The organism is Eubacterium sp. SB2 (assembly GCF_001244405.1).
In the GTDB taxonomy this organism is placed as follows: Bacteria; Bacillota; Clostridia; order Lachnospirales; family Lachnospiraceae; genus Faecalicatena; species Faecalicatena contortus_B.
Genome location: NZ_LN865152.1, coordinates 1 through 14,385, shown reverse-complemented (window position 1 = coordinate 14,385; position 14,385 = coordinate 1). Strand labels below are relative to the sequence as shown.

Sequence of the window (14,385 nt, the reverse complement as noted above, 5' to 3'; positions counted from 1 at the left end):
AACATGATATATTGCGTAGAAGATGACGACAACATCCGGGAGCTGGTGATTTACACACTGGAGACAACAGGGCTCAAGGCACAGGGCTTCGCGGAAGGCGGCTCTTTTATGGAGGCTTTGGCGTTCGATACGCCAGAGCTTATTTTGCTTGATATTATGCTGCCGGGAGAAGACGGGCTTTCCCTGCTCCGTAAGCTGAAGAGTTCTTCCAAGACGAAGGACATTCCTGTGATTATGGTAACGGCCAAGGGCGCGGAGTACGATAAGGTAATCGGCCTGGATTCAGGGGCGGATGACTATGTGACAAAGCCGTTTGGAATGATGGAACTCGTGTCCAGGGTAAAAGCCGTCATGCGGCGTACGGGCAGAGCGCCGGACAAAGATGATATGAGCGTGGGCGGCGTCTGTGTGAATGTAAAAAAGCACGAGGTGACCGTGGACGGAAAAGCCGTTACACTGACACTTAAGGAGTTCGAACTGCTGGAAAGACTGATGAGGAATCAGAATATTGTACTCACGAGGGATCAGCTGCTGGAGGATATCTGGGGCTATGATTTTGACGGTGAGACCAGAACGGTAGATGTACATGTACGGACGCTGCGGCAGAAACTGGGAGAGAAGGGCGAGATTATCGAGACTGTGAGGGGCGTTGGATACCGCGTAGGAGGAGCGAATGAGAGCTAGAATCCAGAGAAGCATGGTGTTTGTGCTGTCTATAACGCTGCTGATCTCTTATTTGGTTCTGACCGTTGTGATATACCGGCAGAACCTGACTTTATTGAAGACAGAGGTGCGGCAGGAGGCCAGATATATCAAGACTGCGATTAATATTTCGGGCCCGGCCTACCTGGAACAGATGGATGAAGTGGATGTGAGGACCCGGGTGACCCGGATTGATACAGACGGAACCGTGGCGTATGATTCCAGGCGGGACGAATCCACGCTGGACAACCATAGATTCAGGCAGGAGGTGGAAAGCGCCCTGGAGAGCGGCAGTGGTGAGGATATCCGGGTATCCGGCACGCTGGGAAAAGAGATGTATTATTACGCCCTTCTTCTGGATGACGGGACAGTACTGCGCGTATCTAAGCTGATGGACGGACTGGTGAGTACGGCTCTGAGAATGCTGCCGGTGATATGTATTCTGGCCGCTGTTATGCTGGTTATGGCCTGGCTGATGGCAAAATGGCAGACCGCCCGGCTGATCAAGCCCATCAATGAACTGGATCTGGAGCATCCGCTGGACAATGCTGTGTACGAGGAGATGACCCCTCTTTTGGAGGCGATGGACCGGCAGAATAAGGAGAAGGATGCCGTTTCCAATATGCGCAAGGAATTTTCCGCCAATGTCTCCCATGAACTAAAGACGCCGCTGACTTCTATATCGGGGTATGCGGAGATCATGAAAAATGGAATGGTGAGGCCCGAGGACGTTCCCAAATTCTCTGACAGGATATACAAAGAGGCACGGCGTCTGATTACGCTTGTGGAAGATATTATCAGGCTCTCCAAGCTGGATGAGGAGTCTGTGGAGCTTGAGAAAGAGGATGTGGACCTCTATGCCCTCTGCCGGGAGATCGTGAGCCGTCTTTCCCCGCAGGCAAACGCGAAAAAAGTGCACATCGTGGTGGAGGGAGAGCCTGTCGTGTATCACGGTATCCGCCAGATTTTAGATGAAATGATCTATAATGTCTGTGAAAATGCGATCAAATACAACACAGCGGACGGTCAGGTGTCCGTCTGGGCCGGCAATACGCTTCAGGGGCCAAAGGTATGCGTTGCAGATACCGGGATCGGAATACCGAAAGAGCACCACGAACGGATATTTGAGCGTTTTTACCGTGTGGACAAAAGCCACTCCAAAGAGAGCGGCGGCACCGGGCTGGGCCTTTCTATTGTAAAACATGGGGCGCTTCTGCACGGAGCCAGGGTGGCCGTGGACAGCGAGCCGGGAAAGGGGACACGCATAGATATTAAATTTTGATATAATTTATTAAAAAAGTATAAAATATATCATTGAAAAACCGTTTGGGCTGGTGTAAACTAGACCATGCGGTTTTTTGCCGCTTCAGAGCATCAAAGCAAGAAAGCCTAAAGGAGAAACAGACAATGAAAGGGCATGAACTTTTAGAAAAACTGCTGCAGTCTTATCAGGCGGCTTTTGATATTACCCGTCCATATGATGTCGAAGGGGACAGATACGAAGCGTATGCGGCTTTTAATGTGACCAGCGCAAAGTATGTCCTTGTGAAGAAGGCTGAATTGTGGCGGGCAGATTGTTTTGAGCATACGTTTTTTTCGTGCATAGACAGACTGAAAGCAGAGAATATCCAGCGCTTCCGCGGGCACATTGTTTCATTCATTGAGCCTGAACTGGTGAGGAATGGAGAAGCCTGTACCTGCGAGAATCATATGTATACATATATCACGGCGGTGTTTATCAGCGAGAGAGGTTTGACAAAGGAGGCGGAAAAGGCCGTCAGAGACTTTAAGTTTTTTAAGAATTACCGGCTTGGCCTGCGGGGATATGCAGAGGCCAGGGTGCTCGTTTTTGATATGGAGAACCGCAGGGTGTCCGGCAACCGGGCGGCGAGGGAGCTGGTCAAAGGATATGAGAAGGTCTTCTGACCTTTTTATATAAAGCTATAATTACGAAAAAAGGAGTGTGAACAATGAACGCAGTAGTAATTTTACTTGCAGGTATTCTGATTCTGGTCATTGCGTATGTTACATACGGCAAATGGCTTGCAGGACAGTGGGGTGTGGATCCGGGGAGAAAGACTCCGGCACATGAGCTTGAAGACGGGATGGATTATTGTCCGGCCAAGGCGCCTGTATTGATGGGACATCATTTCTCTTCGATTGCAGGGGCAGGCCCGATTAACGGCCCGATACAGGCGGCCGTATTCGGATGGGTGCCGGTATTGCTATGGGTATTGATCGGAGGTATCTTCTTCGGAGCAGTCCATGATTTCGGCGCATTATTTGCATCGATCCGCCACAAAGGGCAGTCCATCGGTGAAGTAATCGCTGACTCTATGGGGACAAAGGCTAAGAAGATATTCATTATCTTCTCTTACCTGACACTACTCCTTGTTGTTGCCGCATTTGCATCTATTGTTGCAAATACATTTATGGCAACCTATACGGAGTCCGGAGCGGTGGACTACGCTGCATCTGCAGCGAATTCATCAACGGCGATGATATCGATTTTGTTTATCGTGATTTCTGTGATATTCGGATTCCTGGTTTACCGCAAAAACGCATCACTGGGCGTGTCTACCGTCATTGGCGTGATTGCCATTATTCTCTGTATGGTAATCGGACTGAACTGGCATCCTCTGTACCTGAATAATAAGACGTGGATGGTTATTGTGGGAATTTATATTTTAATTGCATCCGTAACACCGGTTTGGATCCTGTTACAGCCGCGTGACTATCTGAGCTCTTTTTTGCTTTATTTTATGATGGCGGTTGCGGTGATCGGTGTGATCGGCGCGGGGATAACAGGAAATGCAAGTCTGGATATTCCTGCATTTACCGGATTTAAGGATACGCTGATGCCTACAGGAACCTCTTTGGGATATATGTTCCCTGCATTGTTTATCACCATCGCCTGCGGCGCGATTTCAGGTTTTCATTCACTGGTTGGTTCCGGTACCACTGCCAAGCAGCTGAACAGTGAGAAAGATGCCCGCCCGATCGCATACGGCGGTATGCTGATCGAGTGCGCGCTGGCAATTATTTCTCTTTGTGCTGTCGGATATGTATGGAAGTTTTACTCCGCAGGGGAACTGGTAGTGCCTACGAATGTATTTGCAACCGGTATTTCCAAGATGACGTCCACGATCCCGTTCTTAAAGGGAGCTGAAAGTGTGATATTCTCTATGCTGGTGCTTGCAGTCTCCGCATTCTGCCTGACTTCCCTGGATACGGCTACACGGCTTGCCCGCTATATGTTCCAGGAATTCTGGCTGGAACCGGGCGAAGAGGTCAAATCGGTGACCGGTTATAAGAAGGTTCTGACTAATCCATACGTGGCAACGATTATTACTGTTGTTCTTGGCATTGCGCTTGGTATGACCGGATATGCAAATGTATGGCCGCTGTTCGGAGCTGCAAACCAGCTGCTGGCTGCCCTGGGCCTCCTCGCGGTTGCGACATGGCTTGGCAAGGTGGGCAAGAACAATAAAATGTTCCTGGTTCCGATGGCTTTTATGCTGATTGTAACCATTACTTCGCTGTGCCTCACAATTAAGTCCAACTTTGCCGGAATTCTTGCCGGTGCGGACGGAGTTGGCTGGTGCTATATCCGGCTTGTGATCAGCGTACTTCTGATTGTACTGGCAGCAGTGCTTGCCGTGGACGGAATCAAGACTCTGACAGGCCAGTCAAAGAAAAAAGCAAAGGCATAACAGAAGAATTTTGGTTGACAATTCAGGCCATTTAAATTCGTCTGCGTCGAAGGTCTGTATGTCTGTAACCATCAAGTTTTCGTAGGGTCCTCGCAGACCTGTCGGAACTGTTACTTTTTGTCCTTTTGTTAAATGAATAACTATATAAAGTGAGATGACTTTACCCTCAAAGCATGCTAAAATAAATTACTTAGGATCAAAAAGTAATTTAATAGGGATATCTGCAATTGTTTCGGCAATTTGTAAATACTATCCCATAGATGTTTTGGGGGTTTTTACATGGATGAAAGGGTTAGCATGAGAAAAGATGCAGAACAGATCGTGATAAAAAATATAAACGCAGCGAATCCCGCTTCTGACAGGGACGATGGAGAAAGAACGGGCGGAGGCGAGGCAGTCTGCAGTCCGGCAGGCTTTACGGGCAGAGAACAGGAAGCTATGCGGGATGTGCTGGATCTGGCAATGAATATGGGGCGGGTACTGCTGAAGAACGGGGCGGAGATTTTCAGGGTGGAGGAGACCATTGAACATGTCTGCAGGAGATTTCACATTAAGGATGTGGAATCTTTTGTCATGAGCAACGGTATTTTTATGACTGCCAGGGATGAGGCGGAGGAAGTGTATGCCAAGGTGAAGCATATTCCGATTTCCGGCTTCCATTTAGGGATTGTTACCGAAGTGAATGATCTGTCAAGAGAGATTGCGGCTGGAAAGGTGGGGCTGGAGGAGGCAAAGGAGCGGCTGCGGCGGATCGAGGCGATGCCGCCCAAGAGGGGACGGTTCCGGGTATTTGCCGCAGGCATTGGAAGCGGCTGTTTTTGCTATCTGCTGCAGGCCAACCTATGGGAAAGCATGCTGGCAGTCGTGATTGGGTGCCTACTGTATATATTTGTGATCTTTGCGGAGAACCACAGGCTGTCAAAGATTATCATTCATATTGTGGGCGGAGGGCTTATTACGATTATGGCGCTGTTTGCTCTTCAGATTCCGTGGCCCTTCCCGGTGAGGATAGACAAGCTGATCATAGGCTCCATACTGCCGTTGGTTCCGGGGCTGGCATTTGTCAATTCGATCCGGGATATTGCAAACAGCGATTTTATCTCAGGGATCGTAAGGATCGTGGATGCCCTTCTCGTCTTTGTCTATATCGCCATCGGAGTCGGGTTCGTGCTGGGATGTTTCAATAAGCTCACGGGAGGTATGATACCATGACAGGATTTGTGCTGGTTAATATGTTCTGCTCTTTTCTGGGGACAATCGCATTCTCTGTTTTATTCAATGTGCCGCGGAGATTTTACTTCTGCTGCGGGCTGACGGGGATGGCGGGATGGCTCTGCTATCTGGCAAGTGAGAATATCGCTTCTATAGCAACTTCTACATTTCTGGGAACTGTGCTGGTGGTGCTGATGTCCAGGATGCTGGCTGTGTGGATGAAGTGTCCGATTACCGTATTCCTTGTACCGGGTATATTCCCGTTGATTCCCGGGGCGGGAGTCTACTATACGGTATATAACCTTGTGCAGGGCAGCCTGCGGGAGGCGGCAGTCAGAGGCATTGAAGCGCTGAAGATTGCTTTTGCGATTGTGCTTGGCATTGTGTTTATTGTCACCATACCGAAGCAGTGGTTCAGCCTCAGCTACTGGCGAAGGAGGCTGCGCGGCGCCTCAGAAAATTCCGATTTGTAGGCTCTGGAAAAGGTGGAATAATCCCGGAATCCGCTGGCAAAACAGGCCTCTGTAATGGGCATGCCGTCCAGGATTAGCTCCCGGGCAAAGAGCAGGCGCCGGTAGGTGATATAGCTGCCGATGGTATAACCGGTCTCTGCCTTGAACAGCCGCATCATATAGTATTTACTGATGTAGAAGATGCCTGCAAGAGTATCGATGTCCAGATGATCCGTAAGATGTCCGTTAATATAATGCATGATATCAACAATCTTAGAATTATACAATTCTGTATCCAGAAACTCCACGCGGTTTTTGATGGCGGCGCGGTTCAGGTGTATCATGAATTCCAAAAACAGCAATTGGCGGTAAAGAGAGCTGGCATACTCCTGATCCTCAAAGGAACGCTCCAGGCGGTTTGTAATCCGGAAAAGAGAACTTTTCTCTAGTGAATGGATTCGAAGTACACTGGAGCGTTCCTTTTTTGCTTTCTCAAAGCAGTAATTCAGATCATATTCCGGCGTCTGATAATCCTCCATAAAACCGGGAGAAATATAGACGATGATTCTCTCATAGGGCAGAGAATTGTCCACCTGTACGCGGTGGATATCGTTGCGGTTCACCAGTACAATGTCGTAAGGTTCAAGTTCATAGGATTTGCCTTCTATGATGTATTGTACTTTACCCTTTATAAATATAGTAATTTTATGAAAGTCGTGGTAGTGAAATTCAAACTCTTTGGAGATACTGTCCTTTAGATGGAATATACGGAAATCGCTGTTTAGATAACCTCTTTTATTGTATTGCTGCATAAGCGTCTCCTTTTCGTTATGATTGTCAGGGATGAAGACACATGAATCCGTGTGCCTCCGGGCATTCCCTGCAAGTGCCTGACTGCTCCGGCCGGCCCCGCGTAAATGCCGTCAAATATAGTATAGAGCATTATCTGCAATGTGAAAAGCATTTAATAAGTATTATATGAAAAAAATGCCTGATATAATGATAGAAACAGGAGGTGCGTTATTATGAAAATTACATTGGAACGTTATCATGGTCTTGGAAATGATTATCTGGTTTTTGATCCGAATAAGAATGAATTAGAATTAAATAAAGCAAATGTGGAGATGCTCTGCAACCGCAATATGGGGCTGGGCTCTGACGGGATACTGGAAGGTCCGTTTATCGGGGAAAAACACATGTCCCTTCGCATATGGAATCCGGACGGAAGCGTTGCCGAAAAGAGCGGAAACGGAGTGCGTATTTTTGCCAAATACCTGAAGGATGCCGGCTATGTGCAGAAGAAGAATTACAAACTTGTGACAGACGGAGGACTGGTGGAAATCACGTATCTGAACGAAGACGGCAGCAGGCTGCGTATTTCCATGGGGCGTCTGTCCTTCTGGAGCGATGAGATTCCGGTGACAGGAGAGCGCCGCGAGGTCATCAATGAAGACATGGTATTCGGCAGGACATTGTATCCGGTAACCTGTGTATCCGTGGGCAATCCTCACTGCGTTATCCCAATGCGTGAGATCTCGCAGCCGCTTGTATGCAAGATCGGTAATTATTCCGAGGTTGCAAGGTATTTTCCGGACAGAATAAATACAGAGATTATGAAAGTGATCGACAACAATAATATTGCCATAGAAACATATGAAAGAGGAGCCGGTTACACGATGGCAACAGGCACAGGAGCGTGTGCAGCAGCAGGAGTGGCCCACAAACTGGGCCTGACCGGAAATAAAGTAATCGTACACATGCCGGGCGGGGAACTGCAGGTAGAGATCGATGATAACTGGGAGGTTTACATGACCGGAGAAGTATTCTATGTGGCAAAAATCTCTCTTTCTAATGAGTTTGTGGAGAAACTGCGGGCGGTTTGACGGCAGGGAGCCGCAAAAGGAAGGGATGGCCGCAAGCCGCCCAAGTGCACCTATGCCGCCTCGAAATGCGGACGCGAACCTAAGAAATTCTAAGGCCCGCTTTAGCATTTCGAGGCGGCATAGGTGCACTTGGACGGCTTGCGGCCATCCCTTCCTTTCGCTGGGTGCATCCAATCGGTAGGTAAGGCCGTTAACCGGGGAGGCTCCTTAACGGGGGCAGCGTACTGATACGTTTGGCGGCACAGCATAGCTCCGGTATATGAATAACACCTACAATTTTCACTTGCGGGGACTGGGGTGTTTGTGCTAACATAGGTATAACAATTAAAGGCAGGTGATGATATGCTGATTGAGATAGATTTTAACAGTGAAGAGGCGATTTATATTCAGCTGCGCAATCAGATTATTATGGGGATTGCTACTTCTACGATTCATGAAGGGGATTCGCTTCCGTCTGTGCGTCAGCTTGCTGACACGGTCGGGGTGAATATGCATACGGTAAATAAGGCATACAGCGTTCTGAAGCAGGAAGGGTTTATTCAGCTGGACAGAAGACGGGGCGCGGTTATTGCCCTGGATGTGGATAAGATGAAAGCGCTGGACGAGATGAGGGAGCAGCTTACAATTTTACTGGCAAAGGGCTGTTGTAAGAATATTTCCAGGGAAGAAGTGCATAATCTGGTGGATGAAATATTTGATGTGTATGATGGAGCCTTTTAAGAGACTTCTGGAAGGAGTCTCGATTTATGATGGGATAAAGGCGATATAATTTTAAAATTGATTGAATAGTGACAGGAGGAAAATATGCAGATAAATTATACAAATCAGGCCGAATGCGCCATTAAATATGCGGCATCGATGGCAAAGAAGCTGAAGCATCCGTATATTGGTACGGAGCATTTGCTGCTGGGGCTGCGCAAGGAGTTTACAGGGGTGGCCGGACAGATTCTGGCGTCGAACGGCGTGGATGAAGAGCGCATCCTCCATCTGATGGATGAGCTGATTACACCGGCAGGGGATGTGCTGAGTGTGGAGCATCCGGAGGAGAGCCCGCGGCTGCAGTATCTGCTGGAGAACAGCAACAGGGAGGCGCGGTGCCTTCATACAAAAAGCGTGGGTACGGAGCATCTGCTTTTGGCGATGGTCCACGATGTGGACTGTGTTGCAACCAGAATATTGACTACGCTCAATATCAGTCTGCAGAAGATTTTACAGGATGTATTGAATGCGGCAGGAGTGGATCCGAAAGAGTATCAGGAGGAACTGCAGGATGAAACCCACGGAAAAAGCGCCGTGGTGGAGCAGTTCTGTACAGATCTGACTGCCGAGGCGGAAGAGGGCCGGCTGGATCCTGTTGTAGGCCGGGAGCAGGAGATCTACCGACTGATGCAGGTACTGAGCAGAAGGACAAAGAACAATCCCTGTCTGGTAGGGGAACCCGGTGTTGGGAAAACTGCCATTATAGAGGGGCTCGCTTCCAGGATTGCTATGGGTGTGGTACCGGATAATATGAAAGGCAAAAAGATTTACACCCTGGATCTGCCGGGGCTGATTGCGGGCTCCAAGTACCGCGGGGAGTTTGAGGAGCGTATGAAAGGGCTGATTGGCGATGTAAAGGCCAGCGGCAATATTATTCTTTTCCTGGATGAGCTGCATACAATGATCGGAGCAGGCGGAGCGGAAGGAGCGATTGACGCTTCCAGTATCCTAAAACCATCCCTTGCCCGCGGAGAGATGCAGCTGATCGGCGCAACGACGATTGCGGAGTATCGAAAATATATCGAAAAAGATGCGGCTCTGGAGCGCCGGTTCCAGCCGATTACGGTAGAGGAGCCGACCAAAGAACAATGCCTTGAGATCCTGCATGGACTGAGCGGCAAATACGAAGCCCACCACAAGGTATCTGTACGGGAGGAGGCCCTTGAAGCAGCGGTACAGCTGTCGGAAAGATATATTACAGACAGAAATCTTCCGGATAAAGCAATTGATGTCCTGGACGAAGCGTGTTCCAGGGTCAGTATGCGGGGTTATAAAGTGCCGGAGAATCTTAAAAGTCTGGAAGATTCCCTGAAAGAACTGCTCAAGCAGAAAGAGGAGCTCATTAAATCCGGCGACTTTACGAAGGCATCTCTTGTTCACACGGAACAGAAAGCGGTTGAGGATAAGCTGGAAAACCTGAAAAAGCGTTTTCAGAAAAAGACGGCATCCCACCATCCGGAAGTGAAAGAAGACGATATTGCAGACGTGGTATCTGCGTGGACAAAAGTGCCGGTGCAGAAGCTTGCTGAGAGCGATACGGACAGACTGAAAAAGCTGGAACAGGTTCTTCATAAAAGGGTCGTGGGCCAGGAGGAAGCAGTCAGTGCCGTGGCCAGAGCCGTTAAGAGGGGGCGTGTTGGATTAAAAGACCCAAAACGTCCGATTGGTTCTTTTCTGTTCCTGGGCCCCACGGGTGTAGGTAAGACGGAACTCTCAAAAGCGCTTGCGGAGGCGATGTTCGGAAATGAGGATTCTATGATCCGGGTCGATATGTCAGAGTATATGGAGAAGCACTCTGTATCTAAGATGATAGGGTCTCCTCCGGGGTATGTTGGGCATGAAGAAGGCGGACAGCTCAGTGATCAGGTGCGTACGCATCCCTATTCGGTTATACTATTTGATGAAGTGGAGAAAGCGCATCCGGATGTATTTAACATACTTCTCCAGGTGCTGGATGACGGCCATATTACAGATTCCCAGGGGCGGAAAGTAGATTTCTGCAATACGGTAATCATTATGACATCCAATGCGGGTGCAAAAGCAATCGTAGAGCCTAAGAAACTGGGATTTGCCGCCAAAGAAGACCCGGCAGGGGATTATAAGCGGATGAAGCAGAACGTGATGGATGAGGTGAAAACGATCTTCCGTCCGGAGTTTCTGAATCGGATTGATGAAATTATAGTATTCCATGCGCTGAACAATACCCATATGAAGCAGATTGTAACTCTGCTGTGCAGAGAATTCACAAAACGCGTGAAAGAACAGATGAATATAACACTTACGCTCAGGGAATCTGCGAAGAAATTCATTGTCGAGAAAGGGACCGACGCAAAATATGGTGCCCGTCCCCTCAGGAGAGCCATGCAGACAGAACTGGAGGATAAGCTGGCTGAGGCGATCTTAAACGGTGAAGTAAAAGAAGGGGACCGTGTGGAGGCAGGAGTATCTAAAAAAGAAATTAAATTTTACCCAAAGTCCATAAATGAGTAGAAAATAAAAACGAAGTATTATATAATACAAACAGGATAACCATCAATCTGAAATACCTAGGAGGATAATAAAAATGGCAACAGTAAAAGAACTACTACGCGCAGAAGATGACGGAACACTCAGTTTTGGAGACTATACATTAGCATCCAAGACAAAAATGGACAATTTCGAATTTGAAGGCGATATCTATAAAGTGAAGACATTTAAAGAGATCACGAAGCTGGAGAAGAACGGAATGTTCGTATACGAATCCGTACCGGGAAGCACAGTAGAGAACTTCAAGGCTACTGATGCAGAAGTGACATTCACAGTATCCGCACCTGAAGACGTACAGTTCACATTAGAGCTGGAACCAGACAGTGAGTATGAAGTATTTATCAATGGTACAACAGCTGGCAAGATGATGACAAACTTAAGCGGCAAGTTAAGCGTCAGCACAGAAGTAAGCGAAGGAGACAGCGTGACTGTCAGTGTATCAAAGTGTTAGTACTGGAATCATCTGCATAAAGCAATAAAAAAGGAGACAGGGAAACATAAACCTGTCTCTTTTTCATAGGTGTCTCATAGGGGTCTGACCCTTTTGCAAAAGAGCAGACCCCTATGAGGTACCTGCGAGGAAGGAGCATTATGGCTAAGGCAAAAAAAAGCGTATTTTTCTGCCAGAACTGCGGGCATGAGGAATCAAAATGGCTGGGGCAGTGCCCGGCCTGCAAGGAATGGAATACTTTTGTTGAGGAGAAGGTAAGTACTGCTAAGACAGCAGTGGTTAAGACTGCAAGGGAAGCGGAGGTTGTATCGCTTTCGGAGGTCAGTGCGGACGATCACACAAGGATTCTGACGGGGATACAGGAATTGGACAGGGTTCTGGGGGGAGGTATAGTACCGGGGTCCCTGGTTCTGGTGGGCGGCGATCCCGGAATCGGAAAATCAACACTTCTGCTCCAGGTATGTCAGCGGCTGTCACAAGAAAAGAACATTCTATATATATCAGGTGAAGAATCTCTGGCACAAATCAAGCTTCGGGCGAACCGTATGGGGGAATTTAAGGAAAATCTCAAGCTATTGTGCGAAACAAACCTGGAGACAATTAAGAATATTATCGAGGGCCGGCGCCCGGAACTGGTGATCATCGATTCCATTCAAACGATGTACAGTGAAGAGGTATCTTCTGCACCGGGCAGTGTATCCCAGGTAAGGGAATCAACGAATGTTTTTATGCAGCTTGCAAAAGGCCTGGGAATTTCCATATTCATCGTGGGACATGTGACAAAAGAAGGAACGGTTGCAGGGCCAAGAGTTCTGGAGCATATGGTGGATACTGTATTGTATTTTGAGGGTGACAGGCATGCGTCCTACCGGATCTTGAGGGGGGTAAAGAACCGTTTTGGCTCTACCAATGAGATTGGCGTCTTTGAGATGAGACAGGCAGGGCTCACAGAAGTGGAAAATCCTTCTGAATATATGCTGAGCGGTAAACCGGAAAATGCATCCGGTTCTGTGGTAGCATGTTCGATGGAGGGCACAAGGCCGATTCTGATTGAAATACAGGCGCTTGTCTGCCAGAGTAATTTTGGGCTTCCAAGAAGGACAGCAGCAGGCACGGATTATAACAGAGTTAATCTGCTGATGGCTGTCCTGGAAAAAAGAATCGGGCTGCCGCTTTCCAATTATGATGCCTATGTAAATATAGCGGGAGGGATCAAGATGAATGAGCCCGCAATCGACTTGGGAATTATAATGGCTTTGGTCTCCAGCTATAAAAACCGGCCGATAGATGAGAAAATGATCGTATTTGGGGAAGTGGGACTGAGCGGTGAGGTCCGGGCAGTTAATATGCCTGAGCAGAGAGTGTCGGAAGCAAAAAAACTGGGGTTTGAGACCTGTGTACTGCCAGCTGTATCAAGAGATATGGTAAAAGATATGAAAGGAATTAAAATAGTGGGGGTTAAGACAATTAATGACGCAATGAATCTTTTGTAAAACGTTTTATATTAAGTATAGAAGTAAGAAGAGTAATGATATCAGTCCAAGAAAAAGGAGAAATGGTAATGGAGTTTACAAAAAATAATACATTTTGGATACATGAACCCGCCCTGTATAACTTTGAAGAGGGGAAGCTATCTATTATAACAGAACCGGAAACGGATTTTTGGCAGCGTACCTACTATGGTTTCCGCAATGATAATGCACCTGCGCTGCTGATAAAAACTAACGAGCCCTATTTTTCATTTACAGTTAAAACTGAATTTGAAAGTACCCACAGGTTTGATCAGTGCGGCATTATGGTATATCAGGATAGCGATAACTGGCTGAAAGCATCTATAGAATACGAGAATGAGTATTTTCAGCGTCTGGGAAGCGTAGTCACCAATTTTGGATATTCAGACTGGGCGACTACGGATATTCCGGCAGATCAGAAGAGTATGTTTTACAGACTGAGCAGGCGTAAGAGTGATTATCTGGTGGAGAATTCTTACGATGGGATTCATTTTAAGCAGATGAGAATTGCACATCTTTTCGAAGGGGAAGGACATATTAATGTTGGGGTATACGCATGCAGCCCAGAAAAATCTTCTTTCCAAGCTGTGTTCTCAGAAGCAGTATTTTCAGAATGTCTTTGGAAACCGCATCAGTAAAAAAATGCATAACAGCGCTGTCAAATCCAATAATAAGTTGTCTAAATTATACGAATAAAATAAAAAATAAGAAAATTATTGACAATTATGAACTGGAATGATAATATTAAGTTCCATCGCGGATGACATACCTGTTGCAAGCGAGACTGGCAGAGCGGAAGCTTCTGAGCCAGACAGGAGTTATGCAGGAGTTCAATCAACTGGTAGATCAAGTTGAAAAATGTCGAAAAATGCTTGACAAATAGCAACGTGATGTGGTAAGCTATTAAAGCTGTCGCATGAGGGACTGGAAATTATTGGAAACTCAATACAGAAGAGGAAAATAAAAAAGTTCTTGACAGACGGCAACGAACATGGTATTATATAAAAGTTGCTGCTGACGACAAAGAACGACAGCAAAAACAACAAAGAACCTTGATAATTAAACAATAGACAACAAACCCTTGAAAATTTCTTATAGAGAAAATTTTTAAGAACAGCATCATAATGATGCACCCATCACTGAGATTAATCTCGGTGGTAAGAACAGTAAAAGGGA

General features: G+C 47.3%; 13 protein-coding genes. 12 read left to right on the top strand and 1 reads right to left on the bottom strand.

Annotated features, from left to right (window positions below):
- Positions 1–3 precede the first annotated feature (3 nt).
- From BN1938_RS07655 to BN1938_RS07630, 6 genes are all read left to right on the top strand, one after another.
- Positions 4–684: a winged helix-turn-helix domain-containing protein gene (locus tag BN1938_RS07655; protein WP_025656583.1), complete on the top strand. Its 681-nt coding sequence runs from the start codon at positions 4–6 to the stop codon at positions 682–684.
- Positions 674–1,984, top strand: coding sequence for a sensor histidine kinase (locus BN1938_RS07650; protein ID WP_050640050.1), 1,311 nt, complete (start codon positions 674–676; stop codon positions 1,982–1,984). The genes BN1938_RS07655 and BN1938_RS07650 overlap by 11 nt, the downstream gene beginning before the upstream one ends.
- Before the next feature lie 125 nt (positions 1,985–2,109).
- Positions 2,110–2,628: a DUF8052 family protein gene (locus BN1938_RS07645; protein ID WP_050640049.1), complete on the top strand. Its 519-nt coding sequence runs from the start codon at positions 2,110–2,112 to the stop codon at positions 2,626–2,628.
- Positions 2,629–2,672: 44 nt separating this feature from the next.
- Positions 2,673–4,415: a carbon starvation CstA family protein gene (locus tag BN1938_RS07640; protein ID WP_050640048.1), complete on the top strand. Its 1,743-nt coding sequence runs from the start codon at positions 2,673–2,675 to the stop codon at positions 4,413–4,415.
- Positions 4,416–4,694: 279 nt separating this feature from the next.
- Positions 4,695–5,627 (top strand): threonine/serine exporter family protein, encoded by a 933-nt coding sequence (locus BN1938_RS07635; protein WP_082202888.1) that lies wholly within the window; start codon positions 4,695–4,697, stop codon positions 5,625–5,627.
- Positions 5,624–6,100 (top strand): threonine/serine exporter family protein, encoded by a 477-nt coding sequence (locus BN1938_RS07630; protein WP_050640047.1) that lies wholly within the window; start codon positions 5,624–5,626, stop codon positions 6,098–6,100. The genes BN1938_RS07635 and BN1938_RS07630 overlap by 4 nt, the downstream gene beginning before the upstream one ends.
- Here the strand turns inward: BN1938_RS07630 and BN1938_RS07625 are convergent.
- Entirely contained in the window at positions 6,052–6,891 is an 840-nt protein-coding gene (locus BN1938_RS07625; protein ID WP_050640046.1) for an AraC family transcriptional regulator, read from the bottom strand. The two genes, BN1938_RS07630 and BN1938_RS07625, sit on opposite strands and share 49 nt — an antisense overlap.
- Before the next feature lie 213 nt (positions 6,892–7,104).
- Between BN1938_RS07625 and dapF the strand changes: the two genes are divergently transcribed.
- The 6 genes from dapF (at position 7,105) to BN1938_RS07595 (ending at position 13,847) form a co-directional block, all read left to right on the top strand.
- Positions 7,105–7,962, top strand: coding sequence for a diaminopimelate epimerase (gene dapF, locus BN1938_RS07620; protein ID WP_050640045.1), 858 nt, complete (start codon positions 7,105–7,107; stop codon positions 7,960–7,962).
- A 342-nt stretch (positions 7,963–8,304) separates the two neighbouring features.
- A complete protein-coding gene (locus tag BN1938_RS07615; protein WP_050640044.1) occupies positions 8,305–8,682 on the top strand; it encodes a GntR family transcriptional regulator in 378 nt (125 codons plus the stop codon).
- 84 nt (positions 8,683–8,766) lie between these two features.
- The gene (locus BN1938_RS07610; RefSeq protein ID WP_050640043.1) at positions 8,767–11,211 is read left to right on the top strand and encodes an ATP-dependent Clp protease ATP-binding subunit; all 2,445 of its coding nucleotides are present in this window, start codon (positions 8,767–8,769) and stop codon (positions 11,209–11,211) included.
- Positions 11,212–11,284: 73 nt separating this feature from the next.
- Entirely contained in the window at positions 11,285–11,698 is a 414-nt protein-coding gene (locus BN1938_RS07605; RefSeq protein WP_050640042.1) for a hypothetical protein, read from the top strand.
- Positions 11,699–11,838: 140 nt separating this feature from the next.
- Complete coding sequence (gene radA / locus BN1938_RS07600) at positions 11,839–13,191, top strand: DNA repair protein RadA (protein WP_050640041.1); 1,353 nt, start codon at positions 11,839–11,841, stop codon at positions 13,189–13,191.
- Positions 13,192–13,259: 68 nt separating this feature from the next.
- The gene (locus BN1938_RS07595; RefSeq protein ID WP_050640040.1) at positions 13,260–13,847 is read left to right on the top strand and encodes a DUF1349 domain-containing protein; all 588 of its coding nucleotides are present in this window, start codon (positions 13,260–13,262) and stop codon (positions 13,845–13,847) included.
- Positions 13,848–14,385: the final 538 nt, after the last annotated feature.